This is a genomic window from Burkholderia sp. Bp9015, assembly GCF_003853505.1.
Lineage (GTDB): Bacteria > Pseudomonadota > Gammaproteobacteria > Burkholderiales > Burkholderiaceae > Burkholderia.
Genome location: NZ_QTPZ01000035.1, coordinates 54,550 through 74,998 on the forward strand (window position 1 = coordinate 54,550; position 20,449 = coordinate 74,998).

A 20,449-nucleotide genomic window follows, 5' to 3' on the forward strand; every position below is an offset into this window, starting at 1 on the left:
CGGACTCCCCATGACGACACCCGCTTCATTCGACTCTCTCCCCGATTCCGCGCGACGCGTCGCGCTGCTGCTGCGCGAACGCGGGCATGCGAAAGGGATCGTGATGCTCGCCGAAACCGGCAAGACCTCCGCCGAAGCCGCGGCCGGGCTCGGCTGCTCGGTCGCGCAGATCGCGAAGTCGATCCTGTTTCGCCGCGAATCCGACGGCCTGCCGGTGCTCGTCGTCGCGAGCGGCGTGAATCGCGTCGACGAGAAGAAGGTCGCCGCCCAGGTCGGCGCGGTCGGCCGCGCCGATGCGAAGTTCGTGCGCGACCATACCGGCTACGCGATCGGCGGCGTGTGCCCGATCGGCCATCTCGTCGAACCGGTCACGCTGATCGACGCCGACCTGCTCGAGCTCGACAGCCTGTGGGCCGCCGCCGGCCATCCGCACGCGGTGTTCAACCTGTCGCCGCAGGAACTCGTCGCGCTGACGGGTGCGCCGGTCGCCGACGTCGCATTGCGTAACGACGCATGAGCGACGCGCCGGTACCGGTCGGCACGGTCGCCTCGCCGTGCACCGACGTCTGCAGGATCGATCCGCGCACCGACTGGTGCGCGGGCTGCCTGCGCACGCGTGACGAGATCAAGGGATGGCGCGCGTCGGACGACGACGCGAGACGCGAGTTGCTCGCGCGGCTCGACGCGCGGCGGCGCCTGCTCGCACGGAGCGGCGCATAAAAAAATGCCGTTCGGCCTGCTTGGCGAACGGCATGAGATCGGAATCCTGTGAACGTGATCAACGTCACAGCCGCATCATACGAGCGACGCTGCAGCGTCGCATCGGGTGTTTCCCTACAACTCCTTACGGCCTGTCTGGCGCGCAATCCGCGTGCCCGGAGGCGACGCCGACGGGCCTGGCGGCAGGCCGTAGCGGCAAGTCGAATCGCACGACCGTTTCAGTTGCCGACCGCCGCGCGACGCGCGGGCACGATGCGCCAGCCGAGGTTCACGCCGGCCGCCGCGAGCAGGATCAGCAGCGCGCCGAGCACCTGCGTCCACGCGAGCGTCTGCCCGAACGCGATGCGATCGACGATGATCGCGACGACCGGATAGACGAACGACAGCGCGCCCGTCATCGCGACCGGCAGCTTCTGGATCGCGCCGTACAGCAGCACGTACATCAGGCCGGTGTTGACGACGCCGAGCACGACGAGATCGAGCCACTGCGCGGCCGTCGCCGGCAGCGTGTCGAAGTGCGCGAACGGCGCGAGCAGCACGATGCCGAGGCCGGCCTGCAGCAGTGCCAGCAGGTGCGGCGGCGTGCCCTTCAGGTGCTTCGTGACGATCGACGACACCGCGTACAGGAACGCCGCGCCGAGCGACAGCGCGACGCCTTCGAGATATTCGCCGGGCACCGCGAGCACGGCCGGCTCGACCCGCACCACGCAGACGAGCCCGATGAACGCGAGCGCGAGCCACGCGATCGTCGACGCGCTGATCCGTTCGCGGAACACGAGCGCGCCGAGTGCGACGAGCATGAACGGCTGCGTGTTGTAGACGGCGGTCGCCATCGAGATCGACGCACGCGAATACGCGGCGAACAGCAGCAGCCAGTTCGCGACGATCGCGACGCTGCCGAGCGTCGCGAGCGCGAGCATGCGCGGCGAGAACAGCGCGCGGCGCAGCAAGCCGAGCGCCGCGCAGACGATCGCGAGCGTCGCGGCGCCGAACAGGCAGCGGAAGAACACGACGTTGGTGAGCGGTTGCTGCGACGACATCACGAGCCAGCCGATCGTGCCGGACATCAGCATCGCGACGATCATCTCGGCGGCACCGCGGCGGATTTCGTTCGAGGCCATCATGGACTCCGTTTGGCGAGAGAAGATGACTTCGATTCTAGAAACTTGCTTTCCGTGCATCCACGGCTAAACTGAAGCGAAACGACCGATTCACCTTCGAAAGCAAAGCGATCATGTCGAAACGCCTTTCCCCGCCCGCCGTCGCGTCGCTGGACGCGACCGACCGCGCGATCCTCGCGGCGCTCGCCGAGGATGCGCGCATCGCCACCAGCGAGCTGGCGCGACAGATCGGGCTGTCGGCGCCCGCGACCGCCGATCGCGTGCGGCGGCTCGAGGCGCAGGGCGTGATCGCGGGCTTCACCGTCGAGCTCGATCCGCGCGCGCTCGGCTACACGCTGCAGGCGATCGTCCGCGTGAAGCCGCTGCCGGGACAGCTGCATCTGGTCGAGGAGGTGTTGCGGCGGATTCCGGAATTCGTCGAATGCGACAAGGTGACCGGCGAGGACTGCTTCATCTGCCGGCTCTACCTGCGCACGATCGAGCACCTCGACGACATCCTGTCGAAGGTGACGGAGCGCGCGGAAACGAGCACGGCGATCGTGAAATCGACGCCCGTGCCGCGCCGCCTGCCGCCGCTGGTCGAAGACGACGTCGCGCGCCGCTGATCCTCGAACGCTGACCGTCGACGCGCAGCAAGCGCCGCGCGACCGGCCGCGGCCGGCCCCGCTCACGCGGCCGCGTCGCGCGCTTCGAAGAACGCGAGCAGCTCGTCGATCAGCGCGACGGGCGCCTCTTCCGGAATGTAGTGCCCGCAATCGAGCGAGCGGCCGCTGACGTCGCGCGCGACGCGCCGCCATTCGTCGAGCGGATCGAAGCAGCGGCCGACGATCCCGTGCTCGCCCCACAGCACGCGCAGCGGGCACGCGACCTTGTTGCCGCGCTCGAGATCCGCGCGGTCGTGTTCGAGATCGATCGTCGCCGACGCGCGGTAGTCCTCGCACATCGCGTGTACGGCGCCCGGCTGCGCGAGCGCGGCGCGATACGCGGCGAGCGCCTCCGGCGCGAACGGCGCGAGCCCGGCCGAGCGGTTGCCCATCACGCGCTCGATGTACGCATCGGTGCGCCCTTCGATCAGCGTTTCGGGCAGCGGAGCCGGCTGGATCAGGAAGAACCAGTGGAAATACGCGGTCGCGAACGCACGGTCGGTCTGCTCGTACATCGCGAGCGTCGGCGCGATGTCGAGCAGCATCATCCGCTCGACGGCCGCCGGATGATCGAGCGCGAGGCGGTGCGCGACGCGCGCGCCGCGATCGTGCGCGCACACATGGAATTGCTCGAAACCGAAATGGCGCATCACGGCGACCTGGTCGGCCGCCATCGCGCGTTTCGAATACGGCGCGTGCCGCGCGTCGCTCGGCGGCTTGCCCGACGCGCCATAGCCGCGCAGGTCGGTCGCGATCACCGTGAAGTGATTCGCCAGCGTCGCGGCGACGCGATGCCAGATCATGTGGGTCTGCGGGTGGCCGTGCAGCAGCAGAAGCGGCGGCCCCGCGCCTCCTTTGACACCGAAGATGTCGGTGTCCTGCACCGTCACGCGAAACGGAGCAAACGCCTCAAACGACATGGTTTGTTTCTCGTTGGTTTGTTATGGCGGATATTGTAGGAGCGCCCGGCCGGCTGCTGCGCGCGCCAGATGCCCGAACGCGTAGAAAGAGAACACTCACTCGATTGTCGCCACGCCGCGCGGTTTGTTAAGCTCGCGTAGAATCGCACGACCGTTCGTATTAATATGAACGCGCGGCTGTACCGCTACACTCGAAGCACCGTTCGACCGCCAAGCATGCATGCCGGCGTCGGCGCGACCCGCGCCGGGCCCGGCCGCCCCTCGAGACTGGAGACATCACATGGCATTGCCCGCCGTCCTGCAGAACCTGACGCTGCCCGTCATCGCGTCGCCCATGTTCATCGTCAGCTACCCCGAACTCGTGCTCGCGCAATGCAAGGCGGGTATCGTCGGATCCTTCCCCGCGCTCAACGCCCGTCCGGCCGAACTGCTCGACGAATGGCTCACGCAGATCCAGTCCGAACTAGCCGACCACAAGGCGAAGCACCCGGACGCGGTGATCGGCCCGATCGCGGTCAACCAGATCGTCCATCAGTCGAACGTCCGGCTCGAGCACGACGTGCGCGTGTGCGTCGAGCACAAGGTGCCGATCTTCATCACGAGCCTGCGCGCGCCGGCGCGCGAGATCGTCGACGCGGTGCACAGCTACGGCGGCATCGTGCTGCACGACGTGATCAACCTGCGCCACGCGCAGAAGGCGCTCGAAGCGGGAGTCGACGGACTGATCCTCGTCGCGGCCGGCGCCGGCGGCCATGCGGGCACGACGTCGCCGTTTGCGCTCGTGGGCGAAGTGCGCAAGATGTTCGACGGCCCGATCGTGCTGTCCGGCGCGATCGCCAACGGCGGCTCGATCCTCGCCGCGCAGGCGATGGGCGCCGACTTCGCGTACATGGGCACGCGCTTCATCGCGACGCAGGAAGCGCACGCGGTCGAGGACTACAAGCACGCGATCCTCAACGCGAAATCGTCCGACATCGTCTACACGAACCTCTTCACCGGCGTGCACGGCAACTACATCCGCGAGAGCATCGAGAAGGCCGGCCTCGATCCGGACGCACTGCCGGAATCGGACAAGTCGAAGATGAATTTCGGCGGCGACAAGGCGAAGGCGTGGAAGGACATCTGGGGTGCCGGCCAGGGCGTCGGCCTGATGGACGACCTGCCGAGCGTCGGCGCACTCGTCGAGCGCCTGAAGCGCGAGTACGACGACGCGAAGGCACGACTCGGCATCGCGCGCTGACGCGGGCGGCGGGTTGCGCCACCGGCGCGCACGACGTCGGACCAAACAAAAAAGCGCGAACCGCAACGGCTCGCGCTTTTTTCATGTCCGCCACGCGGGCGGCCGGCGCCGGTCAGCCCGCGCGCTTGATCCGCGTGATCGGCAGCACGCGCAGGCGCGACTCGATCGACGGGCACAGCGACTGCCCTTCGAACCGTGCCGCGAGGAAGTCGACGAACGAGCGCACCTTCGCGGACACGTGGCGACGGCTCGCGTACACCGCATAGATCGGCGCCTCGTGCGGCGGCACGGCGTCGAGCAGCACCGGCACGAGCCGGCCGGATTCGATGTCGTCGCCGACCACCTCGGTGCCGAGCAGCGCGATGCCCGCGCCCGCGAGCACGGCTGCGCGCAGCCCCTCGAGATGGTTCACGATCAGGTTGCCGTTCAGGTTCACGCGCGACGCGGCGGCCGCGTCGATCACCAGCGAATCGAGCATCGTCGAATTCGAATCGCGACGCAGGTAGTTGTGATGCGCGAGATCGGCGATCGTCTGTGGCGTGCCGTGCTTGTCGAGATACTCGGGCGACGCGACCAGCAGGATGTGCGCGGTCGCGATCTGCCGCGCGACCAGCGACGACGATTTCAGCCCGTTCGGCGCCGCGCGCACCGCGACGTCGTAGCCTTCCTCGATCAGGTCGACCACGCGATCGGACAGCGTCACGTCGACGGTCACGTCCGGGAACCGACCCGCATAATCGGTGACGGCCTGCATCACGTGCCGCAATCCGAACGCGGACAGCGACGTCACGCGCAGGCGGCCCTGCGGCACCACGCTCGCGGCGCCGACCGCCTGTCCGGCTTCGTCGAGTTCCGACAGCGCCTGCACGAGGCGCTCATAGTATTCGCGTCCCGCCTCGGTCGGCGCGACACGTCGTGTCGTGCGATGCAGCAGCCGCGCGCCGAGCTGCTGCTCGAGATGCATCACGTGCTTGCTCGCCATCGCGGCCGACATCTGCATGCGCTCGGCCGCGCCGACGAAGCTGCCCACTTCGACGACGTAGCGAAACACATTCATGCTGACGAGGGTATCCATCGAACTAGCTCGCAATTCCTGGGAATTATGCAATTACGAGATAGGGTAACAAAGGCGAGGAAACAAAAAGGTCAACAAAGGCAAAACGGCGCCGCGAATAGCGGCGCCGTTTTTTCGGGGCGCAATGCCGGCACATGCGACGCGCGTTGTGTGCGCGTCCGAACCGACGAATCGTCAGAACTTCGCGCGGATGCCTGCGCCGAACGTATTGCCGCTCGACAGGCCGCTGATGTGGTCGTTCATGTACGCAGCGTAGACGTCGGTGCGCTTGGACAACGGATAGTCGTAGCCGACGGCCCAGGTCTGGCGCGTCTGGTCGAGGCCGCCGCCGTCGCGCGAGTACGCGTACGACGCCATTGCGTTGCCGACGCCGAGCGGCACCGACACGCCGCCCTGCGCGGTGTTCACGTGCCAGCTGCCGGCGACCTGGTCGTTCTTCGTATACATGTACTGGCCGAACAGCTTCACGTATTTCAGGTCGTAGGTCGCGCCGACCAGCCCGATGCCCTGGCTCTTCATGCCGGTCACGAGCGAGCTCAGGTCCTGCGGGCCGTTGTTGAAGTTCACGTACTGGTAGACAGCGGTCGCCGCGAACGGGCCGTTCGCGTAGTTGAACTGCGCGCTCCACTTCTTCGAGCGGTTGTCGCCGGCCGTGTTGCCGAGCGCGTACATCGCCGCGAAATTCAGGCCCCCGAACGAAGGTGACGTGTAGGACAGTGCGTTGTTCCAGCCCGAATCGCCGACCGCGCCCTGGTCGCTCGGATAGGTCGGGAACGTGCCGAGGCCGAGGAACACGTGGTACACCATCGGCGAGAAGGTGTACGAATCGTAGAACGGGTTGAACAGGATCGTCGACAGGAACAGGTGCGTGGTCAGGCGGCCCGCCGTCACCGTGCCGTACGGCGAGCTGACGCCGACATATGCGTTGCGCGCGAAGAACGTGTCGCCCTGGAAGCGGCCGAACTGGCCGTTCTGCGCACGGAAGAAGCTCTCCAGCGTGAAGATCGCCTTGTAGCCGTCACCGAGATCCTCGGCGCCGTGCAGGCCCCAGTAGGACGTCGACATCCCGCCGCCCGACACGTTCCATGCGCGATCGCCGCCCGGGAACTTGGTGGCGCCGACCCATTCGTCGACCTGACCGTAGAGCGAGACGCTCGACTGCGCGTGAACGGGTGCGGTTGCGGCCACGCAGGCGGCCGCGGCGATCAGCTTGACGGACGTGCGCGACGCACGGCGAGCGAATGCTTTCATGGGATCTCCAGGGTTTTGTCGAATGTCGATAAGTGGCGCGAGCGTTGTTGTTTGGAGCCGATTGCTTGCGTCGTATGGGGCGCAGCCATCTTTACGGAACCTGCGTCCCGTCAAAATTGCGCACACTTATTGCGGGTATAGCGGCAGCATTAACTTCGCGGAATCGGCACATGGCCAGGCGCGCCGCAGCGGCCCCGCGCGGTGCGGGCACGCGACGGGACGGCCGCGAGGGGCGCGCGTGCCGGGCGCGAAAGATAGCGCAATGCGACGGGAAAATCAGCGGAAATCTATGCGCGACTGTGGCGAATTCGCATCACAGCCGGCGGGGGAACGAACGCGCGGGGCGCTCAGTTTCGGTAGAACGGGGAGAAAAACGGCGAGTGGGAAGGCTCTTCCTGCGCGCGGGGCGGCGGCATCGGACGGCCGCCACGCTCTTCGTTGTAGCGCGCGACGTCGGCGCGGATCGAGCCGGCCCGCAACGGAACGTTGCCGCCGCCCGGCGGACGCGGCATCTGGCGGGACTCGGCGCTGATCGGACGATACGGGCTCTGCGCGGCGTAATGCCCGTAAGACGGCGTCGGACGCAGGCCCCAGCGGGAACCATAGCCGTTCACGCCGCCGGCACGCGCGCCGCCCGGCGGCAGCGCCCGGCGCCATACCTGCGCGTTGCCGGCCGGCTGGCCGTACATGCGCATGTCGCCGCCACCGAAACCGTGACCGAAGCCATGACCGCCGCCGAACGCCTGACCACCATGCGGCGGTTGCGCGAGCGCGAGCGGCATCAGCAGCGCGCCGAGCACGCCTGCCACCCATCGTCCGACCTTCAGTTTCACCCGTTCCGTCATCATTCAGTGCCTGTTGCCGCTCGCCGCCGGCTGTTTCCGGCCGACGCAAGCCTTTCAGCAGTAATTTATGAGCGGTCCCAAACGGTGTCGAGCCAAAAAGTGTTATGTCGCGGGCATCGGTGTAACACCATGTTACTGCTAGGTTTTTTCACTTCAGGGTGGGATCGCGACAGAACATTCTTCTGCCGCTTCGCACGTCGCCGGGCCGCCGCGGGCGTGCCGTGTTGCGCAGCCGCATCATGCAATCGATTCATCAATGGATTCGTACAATGAATTTGTTTATTGAATGACCAACCGGGACAATACCGGCTTCGCGCGCGCGACATGTGCGCCCGCCGTTTCCGAATCGAGTTCCCCGATGGCCCGTCCCCGTTTTCTTCCCGACAACTTCACGCTCGCGCTCGTCGGCACCGTCGTGCTCGCGAGCCTGCTGCCGTGCCGCGGCCCGGCCGCCCATGCGTTCAATTGGGCGACCAACATCGCGGTCGGCCTGCTGTTCTTCCTGCACGGCGCGAAGCTGTCGCGAGAAGCCGTCGTCGCGGGCGCGACCCACTGGCGGCTGCATGCGGTCGTGCTGCTCAGCACGTTCGCGCTGTTCCCGCTGCTCGGCCTCGCGCTGAAGCCCGTGCTGCAGCCGCTCGTCACGCCGACGCTGTATGCCGGCGTGCTGTTCCTGTGCACGCTGCCGTCGACCGTCCAGTCGTCGATCGCGTTCACGTCGATCGCGAAGGGCAACGTGCCGGCCGCCGTGTGCGCGGCATCGGCGTCGAGCCTGCTCGGGATCTTCGTGACGCCGGCGCTCGTCGGGCTGATGATCACGTCGCAGTCGGCCGCGGCCGCGTCGCCGTGGAGCACCATCGGCAGCATCGTGATGCAGCTGCTCGTGCCGTTCATCGCCGGCCAGCTGCTGCGGCCCGTGATCGGCGGCTGGATCGAACGCAACCGCGGCGTGCTGCGCTTCGTCGACCAGGGCTCGATCCTGCTCGTCGTCTACGTCGCGTTCAGCGAGGCCGTGAACCAGGGGCTGTGGCACCAGATTCCGGCGCGCGCGCTCGGCGGCCTGCTGATCGTCAACGTCGTGCTGCTCGTGATCGCGCTGGGGCTGACCGCGTTCGTCAGCAAGCGGCTCGGCTTCAACCGCGCCGACCAGATCACGATCATTTTCTGCGGGTCGAAGAAGAGCCTCGCGGCCGGCGTGCCGATGGCGAAGGTGATCTTCTCCGCGCAGGCGGTCGGCGCGATCGTGCTGCCGCTGATGCTGTTCCACCAGATCCAGCTGATGGCCTGCGCGGCGCTCGCGCAACGCTGGGGCGCGCGCGACACGAGCGGCGAGCGCGACGGCGACGCGGGTGCGGCCGGTGCCGCACGCGGGCGCGGTGCGCTGAGCGCGGGCAAGCGCTGACGCGGGAGGCTGCGCGGCCGGCATGACTGGCCGCGCTGGGGTGTTCGCCTCTCGCCTCTCGCCTCTCGCTTCTCGCTTCTCGCTTCTCGCTTCTCGCTTCTCGCTTCGCGCTTTCCGCCTCCCGCCTCCCGCCTCCCGCCTCCCGCCTCCCGCCTCCCCGCCGCGCAGCCCGCCGCGACGCATGCACCATCGACGCGCATCGCGTCACGAAATCTTCATTCAATTCTCCGCACGCACTGCCGTTAAAGTCGGGCGTCCCGTCGTCTCGGCCGCCCCCCTCCATGCCCGCGCCCCATCCCGACTCGCCCGCTGCCCCCACCACCCACCTGATCGCGGAACGCGCGCTCGCGGCCGTGTTCCAGCCGATCGTCGATCTCGGATCGGGCACGGTCGTCGGTTACGAAGGCCTGATCCGCGGCCCGCGCGGCACCGACCTCGAGCCGCCGGCCGCACTGTTCGCGCAGGCCGCCCGCGACGGCACGACCGTCGCGCTCGAACAGGCGGCCGCGCGCACCTGCCTCGACGCATTCGCGGCGCTCGGCTGCGACGGCAAGCTGTTCCTCAACTTCAGCGCGGGCACGATCCTGCAACTCGCGCGCGAACGCGAGCGCGCGCGGCAACTGCTCGTGCGCGCGCGGATCGGCGCCGAGCGCATCGTGATCGAGCTGACCGAGCAGACCGCGCTGCCGGACGTCGCACGCATCGGGCCGGCGGTCGCCTCGCTGCGCGACGCCGGCATCCAGTTCGCGCTCGACGACTACGGCACCGCGAACGCGAGCATGAACCTGTGGCTGCGCCTGCACCCGGATGTCGTGAAGATCGACCGCTTCTTCATCCACGACATCGCGCGCGATCCGCTCAAGTTCGAGGCGGTCAGGGCGATGCAGCACTTCGCGCAGGCAAGCGGCGCGCAACTGATCGCGGAAGGGATCGAGAACGAGTGCGACCTGCTCGTCGTGCGCGACATGGGCATCGGCTGCGTGCAGGGCTTCCTGCTCGGGCGGCCGGACGCGCAACCCTCGCCGGTCGTCGCGCCGGCCGCGCGCGACGCGATCCGCGCCCCGCACATCGCGGTGTTTCCCGGTGCGACCCGCGCCGTGCGGCCGGCCGGCACGATCGCGGCGAAGATGCTCGTCGCCGCGCCGGCGCTGCCGCGCGACGCGACCAACAACGACGTGCTCGACCTGTTCAACCGGATGCCCGCGCTGCACGCGGTCGCGCTCGTCGAACGCGACCAGCCGGTCGCGCTCGTGAACCGGCGCGGCTTCATCGACCGCTTCGCGCTGCCGTACCACCGCGAGGTGTTCGGGAAGAAGCCGTGCCTGCAGTTCGCGAACGACGCGCCGCTGATGATCGACAACGCGACGACGGTCGAGCAGCTCGCGATGCTGCTCGCGAGCCACGACCAGCGCTACCTCGCGGACGGCTTCGTGATCACCGAACACGGCCGCTACGTCGGGCTCGGCACCGGCGAAAGCCTCGTGCGCGCGGTGACCGAAATGCGCATCGAGGCCGCGCGCTACGCGAATCCGCTGACGTTCCTGCCCGGCAACATCCCGATCAGCGCGCATATCGAGCGCCTGCTGGCGCGCGACGCCGGCTTCCACGCGTGCTACGTCGACCTGAACCAGTTCAAGCCGTTCAACGACCAGTACGGCTACTGGCAAGGCGACGAAGTGCTGAAGTTCGCGGCGACGGTGCTGGCCGGCGTGTGCGATCCGCAACGCGACTTTCTCGGACACGTCGGCGGCGACGATTTCCTCGTGCTGTTCCAGCGCGACGACTGGCACGCGCGCGCGGCCGACGCGATCGCGCGCTTCAACGACGGCGCGCAGCGCTTCTACACGCAGGCCGACCGGCTGGCGGGCGGGCTGCGCGGCGAGGACCGCTACGGCAACCCCGCGTTCTTCGGCTTCGTGACGATGGCGATCGGTGTGGTCGGCGTGCCGGCCGGCGCGAACGGCGCGATACGCTACGGCAGCGACGAGATCGCATCGGTCGCGGCGCTCGCGAAGCGACGCGCGAAACAGCAGCCGGGCGGGCTCGCGGTCGTCGATCTGGACGCGGGCCGCGCGGCGCTGCGCGATCGCGGCGAGCCGCCACTCGCGGCGGCAGGCTGAGTGACGGGCGGTTGCCGGTCGCAGGCAGGTCGCCAACCCGCCCGAGCGACGTTGCCGGTGCCGCGCCGACCCGGCCGGGCCGCGCCCCGGCAACCGCCGGCCGATCGCCCCGCCGGCTCCGTTCACGCCGGGCAGCGGAACGTGCCGGACGCTCCACCTGCCGGCACCGCCACATTCCGCGTGATCACCTTGCCTTTTCCGCGTTTTGTTTAGTATTTTTAGTAACGGCGTTTTCGCAGATTAGCTCGCAAAAACCCGCTATTTCCGGGTATTCCCCGGTTATCCGGCCCGAATTAGGCGCCGCGTTTACTATACAATCGCCGTCACCCTAAACAAACCGGATCCCGAACGATGGGCACCACCATTCGCGACGTAGCGCGGGCGGCAGAGGTCTCGATCGGCACCGTCTCCCGCGCGCTGAAAAACCAGCCGGGCCTGTCCGAAGCCACGCGAGCGCGCATCGTCGAGATCGCGCAGCGGCTCGGCTACGACCCGGCCCAGTTGCGGCCGCGCATCCGCCGGCTCACCTTCCTGCTGCACCGCCAGCACAACCGCTTTCCCGCCAGCCCGTTCTTCTCGCACGTGCTGCACGGCGTCGAGGACGCGTGCCGCGAGCGCGGCATCGTGCCGACGCTGCTCACGGTCGGCCCGAACGACGACGTGCTGCGCCAGATGCGCCCGCACGCGCCCGACGCGATCGCGGTGGCCGGCTTCATCGAGCCCGAGACGATCGAGGCGCTCGCCGCGACCGGCCGGCCGCTCGTGCTGATCGACCTGTGGGCGCCCGGCCTGCGCTCGGTGAACATCGACAACGCGACGGGCGCGGCGCTCGCGATGCGTCACCTGCTCGCGATGGGCCGCTCGCGGATCGCGTTCATCGGCGGCTCGGCCGCGCACTACAGCATCGCGCAGCGCGCGATCGGCTACCGGCGCGCGTTCTTCGAGGCCGGGCGGCTGTTCGATCCCGCGTACGAAGTGACGATCGACGCCGGGCTCGACCCCGACACCGGCGCCGCGCGGGCGATGCAGCAGCTGCTCGACGCGCCGGGCCCGCGCCCGGACGCCGTGTTCGCGTACAACGACGCCGCCGCGCTGGCCGCGCAGCGCGTGTGCCTCGCGCGCGGCGTGCGGATTCCGGAAGACATCGCGATCGTCGGCTTCGACGACATCCCGGCCGCCGCGCACGCGAACCCGCCGCTCACGACGCTCGCCGTCGACAAGGAAGCGCTCGGCCGCCGCGGCGTCGAACTGCTGCTCGCCGAAGCCCCCGAGCGCACCGAGATCTCCCTGCCCGTCGAGCTGATCGTACGGGCCAGCAGCCAGCCCGCCGGCTCACCGGCGCTCGATACCGCCACGGTCACCGAATCATGAACATGCCCCCGGCCCAATCCCGCACGGCCACGCCGGCCAACCACGCGCAAGCGGCACCGTTCGTCGCGAGCTTCCGCGATCCGTCGTTCCTGCTGTCGCACGTCGAGGACACGCTGCGGTTCTACGCGACGAACGCGTTCGACCCGACGGGCGGCTTCCGCCACTATTTCCGCGACGACGGCAGCGTCTACAACCGCACGTCGCGGCATCTGGTCAGCAGTTGCCGGTTCGTCTTCAACTACGCGATGGCGTACCGGCATTTCGGCGATCCGCGCCATCTCGACTACGCGCGCCACGGGCTGCGCTTCCTGCGCGACGCGCACTGGGACGAGGCGCTGCAAGGCTACGACTGGGAGCTCGACTGGCGCGACGGCACGAAGCACGCGACGCTCGACGGCACGCGCCATTGCTACGGGCTCGCGTTCGTGCTGCTGGCCGCCGCGCACGCGACGATGGCCGGCATCGACGAAGCGCGCGCGCTGATCGCGTCGACCTACGAGCTCGCCGAACACCGCTTCTGGGATGCGGCCGCCGGCCTCTACGCGGACGACGCGACGCCGAACTGGATCGTGTCGTCGTACCGCGGCCAGAACGCGAACATGCACATGACGGAAGCGCTGCTCGCGGCATACGAGGCGACCGGCCACCTCACCTACCTCGATCGCGCGGAAAAGCTCGCGACCCACATCACGCAGCGCCAGGCCGCGCTGTCGGGCGGCCTCGTGTGGGAGCACTACCACGCGGACTGGTCGGTCGACTGGGACTACAACAAGGAAGACAGCTCGAACATCTTCCGTCCGTGGGGCTTCCAGCCCGGGCACCAGACCGAATGGGCGAAGCTGCTCCTGATCCTGGAGCGGCACCGCCCGCTCGACTGGCTCGTGCCGCGCGCGGCCGAGCTGTTCGACGCGGCGCTCACGCACGCATGGGACGCCGATCACGGCGGCCTCTGCTACGGCTTCGGCCCCGACTTCACGATCTGCGACCACAACAAGTATTTCTGGGTGCAGGCGGAGACCTTCGCAGCGGCCGCGATGCTCGGCGCGCGCACCGGCAGCGAGCGTTTCTGGGATTGGTACGACGAGATCTGGCGCTACAGCTGGGCGCATTTCGTCGATCACCGCTACGGCGCGTGGTATCGGATCCTCACCTGCGACAACCGCAAGTACAGCGACGAGAAAAGCCCGGCCGGCAAGACCGACTATCACACGATGGGCGCGTGCTACGACGTGCTCGCGACCCTCGCGCGGGCGGCGCGCAGCGAGCCGACGCAATGAGCGGCGGCACCTTTCCGGCCTTCGTGTCGGCGGGCGACATCCTGACCGACATGGTGCGCGCAGGCGACGCGCAGTGGACCTCGGTGCCGGGCGGCGCCGGCTGGAACGTCGCGCGCGCGGTCGCGCGGCTCGGCCTGTCGAGCGCGCTCGCGGGCGCGATCGGCGAGGACTGCTTCTCCGACGTGCTGTGGCGCACCAGCGAGGCCGCCGGGCTCGACCTGCGCTTCCTGCAGCGGGTCCCGCGTGCGCCGCTGCTCGCGATCGTCCACGAGACGCGGCCGCCCGCGTACTTCTTCATCGGCGAAGCGAGCGCGGACCTCGCGTTCGACCCGGCGCGGCTGCCGGCCGGCTGGGCCGCTCACGTGAAATGGGCGCACTTCGGCTGCATCAGCCTGGTGCGCGAGCCGCTCGCGGGCACGCTCGTCGCGCTCGCGGCCGACCTGCACGCGCGCGGCGTGAAGATCAGCTTCGATCCGAACTACCGGAACCTGATGACGGCCGCGTACCGGCCGACGCTGGAGACGATGGCCGCGCTCGCCGACCTGATCAAGGTCTCCGACGAGGACCTGCGCCACCTGTTCGGCGGCGACGGCCCCGACGCGGTCGCGGCGGTGCGCGCGCTGAATCCGCGCGCGGCCGTGCTCGTCACACGCGGCGCGCAGGCGGCGACGCTGTACGCGGACGGCGACGTGCTCGAGGCCAGCCCGCCGCGCGTCGAGGTGGTCGACACCGTCGGCGCCGGCGACGCGTCGATCGGCGGCATGCTGTTCAGCCTGATGGCCGCGCCGCAGCGGTCGTGGCGCGAGCATCTCGCGTTCGCGCTCGCGGCGGGCGCCGCCGCATGCCGGCACACGGGCGCGCACGCGCCGACGCTCGACGAGGTCGTCGCGCTGCTCGAAGGGTGACGGGATGATGACGGCGCGCTGATCGGTCGCCGATATGCGGCGCTGTACATGCTGCGCCGCAGTGCTACGATGAAGTGTCCTATTGCGGGAGAGGCACGATGGACACGAACACGTTCACGAAGGGCATCTACACGGCCAAGGCGCATACGCAGCACGCCGCCAACGGACAGTTCCAGGGCTACGTGATCCTCGCCCGGGACGACGGCGACGAGACGGAGAACGTGCGCTACGACGTCCACACGACGAGTCCGAGCGAGGAAGAGGCGTTCGACGAGGCGAAGGCGCTCGCGCACCGGATCCTCGGCGAAATCGAGCTGTGATGCGCGAGCTTCAATGCACGAGCCGTCATGCACGAACTACCCCGCGCCGAACCCGTCACGTGCGCGCCGCGGCCGGACCGCGACGCGCCGTCTTCGGCACGGCTCAGAGCAGCCGCGCCACCAGCGACACCAGCATCGTCAGCACCAGCGTCGACATGAACGGGAACGGATAACGCCGCCCGCCGAGCGTCAGCGTGACGTCGCCCGGCATCCGCCCGATGCCGAACTTGCCGAGCCACGGCCAGCAGCGCGTCAGGATCATCACCGCAACGAACGACGCCATGAACCAGCGCAGCATCCCGGTCTCCGCCGTCAGAGCGCGTGCGAGCGGTCGCCGCGCGCGAACGCGTCGAGCGTGCCGTCGATGCCGCGCGAGAACGCGATCACCTTGAACAGCTCGCCCATCTCGGCTTCCGAGATCAGCTTCTGCACCGCGTTCGCGGCCGGCAGGAACTGGTGGATGTCGGACGGATCGATCGCGGCGAGCGCGTCGGTGATGCCCGCGTTCAACAGGAAACGCGCCTGCGACGTGTAGCCGAGCAGGTCCGCGCCGGTCGCGACGCCCGCGTCGTAGATGCCGGTGAATTCGACGTGCGCGGTGATGTCCTGCAGGCCCGGGTAAAGGAATGCGTCGTCGTGCGCGTGGTGGCGGTAGTGGCACATCAGCGTGCCGCGGTCGCGCTGCGGGTGGTAGTACTCGTGCGCGGGGAAGCCGTAGTCGACCAGCAGCACCGCGCCGCGCCCGAGCATCGTGCACACGGTGCGCGTGAACGCCAGCGCGGCTTCATGTGTTTCGGTCACGTAGCCGTCGTCGACGTCGAGCGTCGCGAGCACCGGCGGCAGGCCGGCCGCGCCCACGGGCCGGTCGTCGAACACGAACGCGTGCCGCGCGTCGAGCGCGACGCCGCGCTCGCGCCACGCGCCGCCCGCCTTCGCAAAGAGGCGCACCGGCATCGCGTCGAGCACCTCGTTGCCGACCACGACGCCGTCGAAGCGCTCGGGCAGCGCGTCGAGCCAGCGTACTTTTCCCGCAAGCGCCGGCGCAGCCGCCGCGATCGTGTCGCGCTGCCGTTCGCGCAGTTCGCCGGACAGGTCGACGATCAGGTATTCGTCGAGCTCGACGCCGAGCGCATCGAGCGCCGCGAGCAGCCCGGCCGCGAGCTTGCCGGTGCCCGCGCCGAATTCCATCACGCGGCGCGTGCCGCTCGCCGCGAGCGCGTCGGCGACGGGATTCGCGAGCGTCTGCGCGAACAGCGGCGACAGCTCGGGGGCCGTCACGAAGTCGCTGCCGTCGTCGGCGCGGCGCCCGAACTTGCGCGCGCCGCCGCTGTAATAGCCGAGGCCGGGCGCGTACAGCGCGCGTTCCATGAAGCGGTCGAACGGCAGCCAGCCGCCGGCCGCCGCGATCTCGTCGCGCAGTTGCGCGGCGAGGGTTTCGGACTGCGCGAGCGCGTCAGGGCCGGGAGCAGGTAAACTAGCGGGTTCGTGAGCTTTCGGGTTCATCCCGGCATTGTAAATGACCGTTTCAGCCGATACGTCGCCCCCGCGCATCGCGCTCGTCGCGGGCGCGCTGGGCAGCGCGGCCGACGCCGCGTCGCTCGGCCGTGCGCTCGCGACCGGATTCGCGCAGCGCGGCTGGGACGTCGCGCTGCAGCGCAGCCCCGGCGCGCCGCGCGCGGCTGGCGACGCGCTGGTCGCCGAAGTCGCCGCACTGGGCCGCCGCGCGGCCGTGCTCGACGCCGATCTGGCCCTGGAAGCCGATGCGGCCGCGCTCGTTGCCGCGTGCGGCGCGGCACTCGGCCGGCCCGCCTGTGCGGTGTTCGTGAGCGCTTGCGCCGGCACCGACGACGCGCATACCGTGGATGGCGCGTCGCTCGCCGGCGCGCTCGCGCGCAACGTGACGGCGCCGCTCGCGCTGGCCCGCGCGCTCGCCGACGCGACGCCCGATGCCGCGCGCGACGACGAATCGCTGCGCGCCTGCGCGATCCACGTGCTGGACCAGGCCCTGTTTCACCCGGCGCCGGCGCAGCTGTCGCACGCGCTGATGCAGGCCGCGCTGAACCGCGCGACCTCGGCGCTCGCGCTGGCGCTGGCGCCGAAGGTGCGCGTCGCGGCGCTCGTGCGCGGCCACGCGCCGCACGCGAACGACATCGCGGCGGCGGCCTGCTATCTCGCGAGCGCGCCCGGCGTCACGGGCGCGACGCTGACCGTCGACGGCGGCGAGCACCTGGTGCCGCCCGCCGCCGGCCCGAATGACTGAACTGCGCGGAGCGCGCGGCCCGACCGCCGCCGCCCGCGCCGCTTTGCGTGCACGCACGCCAATTTGACTGGGACGACCATGTTTTCCGCTCTCCTGCACCCCCGCCTCGCGGACTGCCGCAGGCTCTACCTGCGCGACTACGAGGTGCACATCAACATCGGGGCCTTCGAACACGAGAAGCGCGGCGAGCAGCGCGTCGTCATCAACATCGACCTGTTCGTGCCGCTCGCGCTGTCCACCCCCGTCGACGACCGGCTGCATGAAGTCGTCGACTACGACCTGATGAAGCAGAGCGTCGCGCAGTGCCTGGCGCGCGGCCACATCCACCTGCAGGAAACGCTGTGCGACGCGATCGCCGCGAACCTGCTGGCGCACGACAGCGTGCGCGCGGTACGCGTCTGTACCGAGAAACCGGACGCCTATCCGGACTGCGACGCCGTCGGCGTCGAAGTCTTTCGCATCAAGGACGAGGAGCGCGCATGAACGCCCCCCACATGAATGACACGGCGGCCGATGGCGCCGCCATCGAAGCCACCGTCGCCGACACCGGTCGCCGCGCGCTGACGCGCCGCGAGCAGAAGGAAGCGTACGAGAACAACAAGCTGTTCAAGCGGATCGTGCGCCAGGTCGGCCAGGCGATCGGCGACTACAACATGATCGAGCAGGGCGACAAGGTGATGGTGTGCCTGTCGGGCGGCAAGGACAGCTACGCGATGCTCGACGTGCTGCTGCGCCTGCGCGAACGCGCGCCGATCGACTTCGACATCGTCGCGGTCAACCTCGACCAGAAGCAGCCGGGCTTCCCCGAGCACGTGCTGCCCGAGTACCTGACGCAGGTCGGTGTGCCGTTCCACATCGAGAACCAGGACACCTACAGCATCGTCAAGCGGCTCGTCCCCGAAGGCAAGACGACCTGCTCGCTGTGCTCGCGGCTGCGCCGCGGGATCCTGTACCGCGTGGCGGGCGAGCTCGGCGCGACCAAGATCGCGCTCGGCCACCACCGCGACGACATCCTGCAAACCTTGCTGCTCAACATGTTCTACGGCGGCAAGCTGAAGGGGATGCCGCCGAAGCTGCAGTCGGACGACGGCCGGAACGTCGTGATCCGCCCGCTCGCGTACGTGAAGGAAACCGATCTCGAGAAATACGCGGAGCTGCGCGAATTCCCGATCATCCCGTGCAACCTGTGCGGCAGCCAGCCGAACCTGAAGCGCGCGGAAATGAAGGCGCTGATCCGCGAATGGGACAAGCGCTTTCCGGGCCGCGTCGACAACATGTTCAGCGCGCTCGCGAACGTCGTGCCGTCGCACCTGATGGATACGACCCAGTTCCCGTTCGCGTCGCTGCGCGCGACCGGAGAAGCCGATCCGCAGGGCGACATTGCGTTCGACGAGGAGCCGTGCGCGTCCGGCGAAGACACCGCCGTGCCGGGTGCCGCGAAACCGATCTCGATTGTCCAGTTCGACGACCTGTAAGCAGGGTCCGAACATCGCCGGAACGGGGCGCAGCGTGCCCTGTTCCGGCACTGTCGCCCGGTCGCGACAGGCCCGGAATGCCAGGGGCCGCATGCTAAAATGGACGGCTACGAACTCCTCTGACAAGCTGGCGCCATGAATATCGTGATTTTGGCGGCAGGCACCGGCAAGCGCATGCGTTCCGCGCTGCCGAAAGTGCTCCATCCCCTGGCCGGCAGGCCGCTCCTCTCCCACGTCATCGCCACCGCGCGCACGCTGCAGCCGTCGCGGCTCGTCGTCGTCGTCGGTCATGGCGCCGAGCAGGTCCAGGCCGCCGTCGCCGCGCCCGACGTGCAGTTCGCGGTACAGGCCGAGCAGCTCGGCACCGGCCACGCGGTGCGCCAGGCGCTGCCGCTGCTCGATCCCGCGCAACCGACGCTGGTGCTGTACGGCGACGTGCCGCTCACCCACGCGTCGACGCTGCGGCGTCTGGTCGACGCCGCGCGCGAGGGCCGCTACGGGATTCTGACGGTCACGCTCGACGATCCGACCGGCTACGGCCGCATCGTGCGCGACGCGTCCGGCTTCGTCACGCGCATCGTCGAGCAGAAGGATGCGTCGCCCGAGCAACTGAAGATCGCCGAGATCAACACCGGCATCATCGTCACGCCGACGGCCCAGCTGTCGATGTGGCTCGGCGCGCTGAAGAACGAGAACGCGCAGGGCGAGTACTACCTGACCGACGTCGTCGAACTCGCGATCGAGGCCGGCTTCGAGATCGTCACGGCGCAGCCCGACGAGGACTGGGAAACGCTCGGCGTGAACAGCAAGGCGCAGCTCGCGGAACTCGAGCGCATCCATCAGCGCAACGTCGCCGATGCGCTGCTCGCCGACGGCGTCACGCTCGCCGATCCGGCGCGCCTCGACGTGCGCGGCACGCTCCGGTGCGGCCGCGACGTGTCGATCGACGTGAACTGCGTGTTCGAAGGCAACGTGACGCTCGCCGACAACGTGACGATCGGCGCGAACTGCGTGATCCGCAACGCGTCGATCGGCGCGGGCACGCGCATCGACGCGTTCACGCACATCGACGGCGCCGAACTCGGCGCGCACACCGTGATCGGCCCGTACGCGCGGCTGCGCCCGGGCGCGCAGCTCGCGGACGAAGCGCACGTCGGCAACTTCGTCGAGGTGAAGAACGCGGTGATCGGCCACGGTTCGAAGGCGAACCACCTGACCTACATCGGCGACGCCGACATCGGCGCGCGCGTGAACATCGGCGCCGGCACGATCACCTGCAACTACGACGGCGCGAACAAGTTCCGCACCGTGATCGAGGACGACGTATTCGTCGGCTCGGACACGCAGCTCGTCGCGCCGGTGCGCGTCGGCCGCGGCGTGACGATCGCGGCCGGCACGACGATCTGGAAGGACGTCGCCGAGGGCGTCCTCGCATTGAACGAGAAGACGCAGACCGCGAAAAGCGGCTACGTCCGACCGGTCAAGAAGAAGAGCTGAACCTTT

At 69.1% G+C, this 20,449-nt stretch carries 21 protein-coding genes; 14 read left to right on the top strand and 7 right to left on the bottom strand.

Annotation, left to right across the window (positions count from 1 at the left end; all coding sequences use genetic code 11):
• The first annotated feature begins 10 nt into the window (after window positions 1-10).
• Both DIE12_RS29590 and DIE12_RS29595 read left to right on the top strand, forming a co-directional pair.
• Complete coding sequence (locus DIE12_RS29590; protein WP_044846152.1) at window positions 11-517, top strand: YbaK/EbsC family protein; 507 nt, start codon at window positions 11-13, stop codon at window positions 515-517.
• Window positions 514-720 (top strand): DUF1289 domain-containing protein, encoded by a 207-nt coding sequence (locus DIE12_RS29595; RefSeq protein ID WP_124520624.1) that lies wholly within the window; start codon window positions 514-516, stop codon window positions 718-720. Before DIE12_RS29590 ends, DIE12_RS29595 begins: the two co-directional genes overlap by 4 nt.
• Window positions 721-938: 218 nt before the next feature.
• Here the strand turns inward: DIE12_RS29595 and DIE12_RS29600 are convergent, their stop codons facing one another.
• On the bottom strand, window positions 939-1,841 hold the full coding sequence (locus DIE12_RS29600) for a DMT family transporter (protein WP_124486613.1): 903 nt from the start codon (window positions 1,839-1,841) through the stop codon (window positions 939-941).
• A gap of 113 nt (window positions 1,842-1,954) precedes the next feature.
• On the opposite strand from DIE12_RS29600, the gene DIE12_RS29605 reads away from it, so the two are divergent.
• Window positions 1,955-2,446 carry an Lrp/AsnC family transcriptional regulator gene (locus tag DIE12_RS29605; protein ID WP_124520623.1) on the top strand — a complete coding sequence of 164 codons (492 nt, stop codon included), beginning with the start codon at window positions 1,955-1,957 and terminating at the stop codon, window positions 2,444-2,446.
• 62 nt (window positions 2,447-2,508) lie between these two features.
• Here the strand turns inward: DIE12_RS29605 and DIE12_RS29610 are convergent, their stop codons facing one another.
• Entirely contained in the window at window positions 2,509-3,405 is an 897-nt protein-coding gene (locus DIE12_RS29610; RefSeq protein WP_124520622.1) for an alpha/beta fold hydrolase, read from the bottom strand.
• 280 nt (window positions 3,406-3,685) lie between these two features.
• Between DIE12_RS29610 and DIE12_RS29615 the strand changes: the two genes are divergently transcribed.
• A complete protein-coding gene (locus DIE12_RS29615; RefSeq protein ID WP_044846149.1) occupies window positions 3,686-4,645 on the top strand; it encodes a nitronate monooxygenase family protein in 960 nt (319 codons plus the stop codon).
• 112 nt (window positions 4,646-4,757) lie between these two features.
• Here DIE12_RS29615 and DIE12_RS29620 read toward each other — a convergent pair whose 3' ends face one another.
• The 3 genes from DIE12_RS29620 to DIE12_RS29630 all read right to left on the bottom strand — a co-directional run bounded on the left by DIE12_RS29620 (window position 4,758) and on the right by DIE12_RS29630 (window position 7,816).
• The gene (locus DIE12_RS29620) at window positions 4,758-5,720 is read right to left on the bottom strand and encodes a LysR family transcriptional regulator (protein ID WP_044846148.1); all 963 of its coding nucleotides are present in this window, start codon (window positions 5,718-5,720) and stop codon (window positions 4,758-4,760) included.
• 174 nt (window positions 5,721-5,894) lie between these two features.
• On the bottom strand, window positions 5,895-6,971 hold the full coding sequence (locus DIE12_RS29625) for a porin (RefSeq protein WP_044846147.1): 1,077 nt from the start codon (window positions 6,969-6,971) through the stop codon (window positions 5,895-5,897).
• Window positions 6,972-7,318: 347 nt separating this feature from the next.
• Window positions 7,319-7,816: a peptide-binding protein gene (locus DIE12_RS29630; RefSeq protein WP_124520758.1), complete on the bottom strand. Its 498-nt coding sequence runs from the start codon at window positions 7,814-7,816 to the stop codon at window positions 7,319-7,321.
• Between the two features lie 358 nt (window positions 7,817-8,174).
• On the opposite strand from DIE12_RS29630, the gene DIE12_RS29635 reads away from it, so the two are divergent.
• The 6 genes from DIE12_RS29635 to DIE12_RS29660 all read left to right on the top strand — a co-directional run bounded on the left by DIE12_RS29635 (window position 8,175) and on the right by DIE12_RS29660 (window position 15,211).
• Window positions 8,175-9,218, top strand: a complete 1,044-nt coding sequence (locus tag DIE12_RS29635) for a bile acid:sodium symporter family protein (RefSeq protein ID WP_124520621.1) — start codon at window positions 8,175-8,177, stop codon at window positions 9,216-9,218.
• A 281-nt stretch (window positions 9,219-9,499) separates the two neighbouring features.
• Window positions 9,500-11,338 (top strand): phosphodiesterase, encoded by a 1,839-nt coding sequence (locus DIE12_RS29640; RefSeq protein WP_124520620.1) that lies wholly within the window; start codon window positions 9,500-9,502, stop codon window positions 11,336-11,338.
• A 351-nt stretch (window positions 11,339-11,689) separates the two neighbouring features.
• Window positions 11,690-12,709 (top strand): LacI family DNA-binding transcriptional regulator, encoded by a 1,020-nt coding sequence (locus DIE12_RS29645; protein WP_124520619.1) that lies wholly within the window; start codon window positions 11,690-11,692, stop codon window positions 12,707-12,709.
• Window positions 12,706-13,986: an AGE family epimerase/isomerase gene (locus tag DIE12_RS29650; protein WP_124520618.1), complete on the top strand. Its 1,281-nt coding sequence runs from the start codon at window positions 12,706-12,708 to the stop codon at window positions 13,984-13,986. Before DIE12_RS29645 ends, DIE12_RS29650 begins: the two co-directional genes overlap by 4 nt.
• Window positions 13,983-14,891, top strand: a complete 909-nt coding sequence (locus DIE12_RS29655) for a carbohydrate kinase (RefSeq protein WP_124486619.1) — start codon at window positions 13,983-13,985, stop codon at window positions 14,889-14,891. Before DIE12_RS29650 ends, DIE12_RS29655 begins: the two co-directional genes overlap by 4 nt.
• Window positions 14,892-14,989: 98 nt before the next feature.
• Window positions 14,990-15,211, top strand: a complete 222-nt coding sequence (locus tag DIE12_RS29660) for a hypothetical protein (RefSeq protein ID WP_044849082.1) — start codon at window positions 14,990-14,992, stop codon at window positions 15,209-15,211.
• Window positions 15,212-15,314: 103 nt separating this feature from the next.
• Here the strand turns inward: DIE12_RS29660 and DIE12_RS29665 are convergent, their stop codons facing one another.
• Window positions 15,315-15,509: a DUF2905 domain-containing protein gene (locus tag DIE12_RS29665; protein WP_124486620.1), complete on the bottom strand. Its 195-nt coding sequence runs from the start codon at window positions 15,507-15,509 to the stop codon at window positions 15,315-15,317.
• A gap of 14 nt (window positions 15,510-15,523) precedes the next feature.
• Window positions 15,524-16,714 (bottom strand): class I SAM-dependent methyltransferase, encoded by a 1,191-nt coding sequence (locus tag DIE12_RS29670; RefSeq protein WP_124520617.1) that lies wholly within the window; start codon window positions 16,712-16,714, stop codon window positions 15,524-15,526.
• A gap of 13 nt (window positions 16,715-16,727) precedes the next feature.
• On the opposite strand from DIE12_RS29670, the gene DIE12_RS29675 reads away from it, so the two are divergent.
• The 4 genes from DIE12_RS29675 (at window position 16,728) to glmU (ending at window position 20,443) form a co-directional block, all read left to right on the top strand.
• The gene (locus DIE12_RS29675) at window positions 16,728-17,471 is read left to right on the top strand and encodes an SDR family oxidoreductase (RefSeq protein ID WP_044849085.1); all 744 of its coding nucleotides are present in this window, start codon (window positions 16,728-16,730) and stop codon (window positions 17,469-17,471) included.
• A gap of 78 nt (window positions 17,472-17,549) precedes the next feature.
• Window positions 17,550-17,954: a dihydroneopterin aldolase gene (locus tag DIE12_RS29680; RefSeq protein ID WP_124486622.1), complete on the top strand. Its 405-nt coding sequence runs from the start codon at window positions 17,550-17,552 to the stop codon at window positions 17,952-17,954.
• Window positions 17,951-18,946, top strand: coding sequence for a tRNA 2-thiocytidine(32) synthetase TtcA (gene ttcA / locus DIE12_RS29685; protein WP_124486623.1), 996 nt, complete (start codon window positions 17,951-17,953; stop codon window positions 18,944-18,946). Before DIE12_RS29680 ends, ttcA begins: the two co-directional genes overlap by 4 nt.
• A 135-nt stretch (window positions 18,947-19,081) precedes the next feature.
• Entirely contained in the window at window positions 19,082-20,443 is a 1,362-nt protein-coding gene (gene glmU / locus DIE12_RS29690; protein ID WP_124520616.1) for a bifunctional UDP-N-acetylglucosamine diphosphorylase/glucosamine-1-phosphate N-acetyltransferase GlmU, read from the top strand.
• Window positions 20,444-20,449: the final 6 nt, after the last annotated feature.

Excerpts from the sequence above, each read along its gene's own strand:
- DIE12_RS29630 (WP_124520758.1), bottom strand. The coding sequence starts at position 7,816 with ATGACGGAACGGGTGAAACTGAAGGTCGGACGATGGGTGGCAGGCGTG.
- DIE12_RS29665 (WP_124486620.1), bottom strand. The coding sequence starts at position 15,509 with ATGCTGCGCTGGTTCATGGCGTCGTTCGTTGCGGTGATGATCCTGACG.
- DIE12_RS29595 (WP_124520624.1), top strand. The coding sequence starts at position 514 with ATGAGCGACGCGCCGGTACCGGTCGGCACGGTCGCCTCGCCGTGCACC.
- DIE12_RS29660 (WP_044849082.1), top strand. The coding sequence starts at position 14,990 with ATGGACACGAACACGTTCACGAAGGGCATCTACACGGCCAAGGCGCAT.
- ttcA (WP_124486623.1), top strand. The coding sequence starts at position 17,951 with ATGAACGCCCCCCACATGAATGACACGGCGGCCGATGGCGCCGCCATC.
- DIE12_RS29650 (WP_124520618.1), top strand. The coding sequence starts at position 12,706 with ATGAACATGCCCCCGGCCCAATCCCGCACGGCCACGCCGGCCAACCAC.
- DIE12_RS29645 (WP_124520619.1), top strand. The coding sequence starts at position 11,690 with ATGGGCACCACCATTCGCGACGTAGCGCGGGCGGCAGAGGTCTCGATC.
- DIE12_RS29675 (WP_044849085.1), top strand. The coding sequence starts at position 16,728 with ATGACCGTTTCAGCCGATACGTCGCCCCCGCGCATCGCGCTCGTCGCG.
- DIE12_RS29610 (WP_124520622.1), bottom strand. The coding sequence starts at position 3,405 with ATGTCGTTTGAGGCGTTTGCTCCGTTTCGCGTGACGGTGCAGGACACC.
- DIE12_RS29635 (WP_124520621.1), top strand. The coding sequence starts at position 8,175 with ATGGCCCGTCCCCGTTTTCTTCCCGACAACTTCACGCTCGCGCTCGTC.
- glmU (WP_124520616.1), top strand. The coding sequence starts at position 19,082 with ATGAATATCGTGATTTTGGCGGCAGGCACCGGCAAGCGCATGCGTTCC.
- DIE12_RS29605 (WP_124520623.1), top strand. The coding sequence starts at position 1,955 with ATGTCGAAACGCCTTTCCCCGCCCGCCGTCGCGTCGCTGGACGCGACC.
- DIE12_RS29590 (WP_044846152.1), top strand. The coding sequence starts at position 11 with ATGACGACACCCGCTTCATTCGACTCTCTCCCCGATTCCGCGCGACGC.
- DIE12_RS29670 (WP_124520617.1), bottom strand. The coding sequence starts at position 16,714 with ATGAACCCGAAAGCTCACGAACCCGCTAGTTTACCTGCTCCCGGCCCT.
- DIE12_RS29640 (WP_124520620.1), top strand. The coding sequence starts at position 9,500 with ATGCCCGCGCCCCATCCCGACTCGCCCGCTGCCCCCACCACCCACCTG.
- DIE12_RS29680 (WP_124486622.1), top strand. The coding sequence starts at position 17,550 with ATGTTTTCCGCTCTCCTGCACCCCCGCCTCGCGGACTGCCGCAGGCTC.
- DIE12_RS29625 (WP_044846147.1), bottom strand. The coding sequence starts at position 6,971 with ATGAAAGCATTCGCTCGCCGTGCGTCGCGCACGTCCGTCAAGCTGATC.
- DIE12_RS29600 (WP_124486613.1), bottom strand. The coding sequence starts at position 1,841 with ATGGCCTCGAACGAAATCCGCCGCGGTGCCGCCGAGATGATCGTCGCG.
- DIE12_RS29620 (WP_044846148.1), bottom strand. The coding sequence starts at position 5,720 with ATGGATACCCTCGTCAGCATGAATGTGTTTCGCTACGTCGTCGAAGTG.
- DIE12_RS29655 (WP_124486619.1), top strand. The coding sequence starts at position 13,983 with ATGAGCGGCGGCACCTTTCCGGCCTTCGTGTCGGCGGGCGACATCCTG.
- DIE12_RS29615 (WP_044846149.1), top strand. The coding sequence starts at position 3,686 with ATGGCATTGCCCGCCGTCCTGCAGAACCTGACGCTGCCCGTCATCGCG.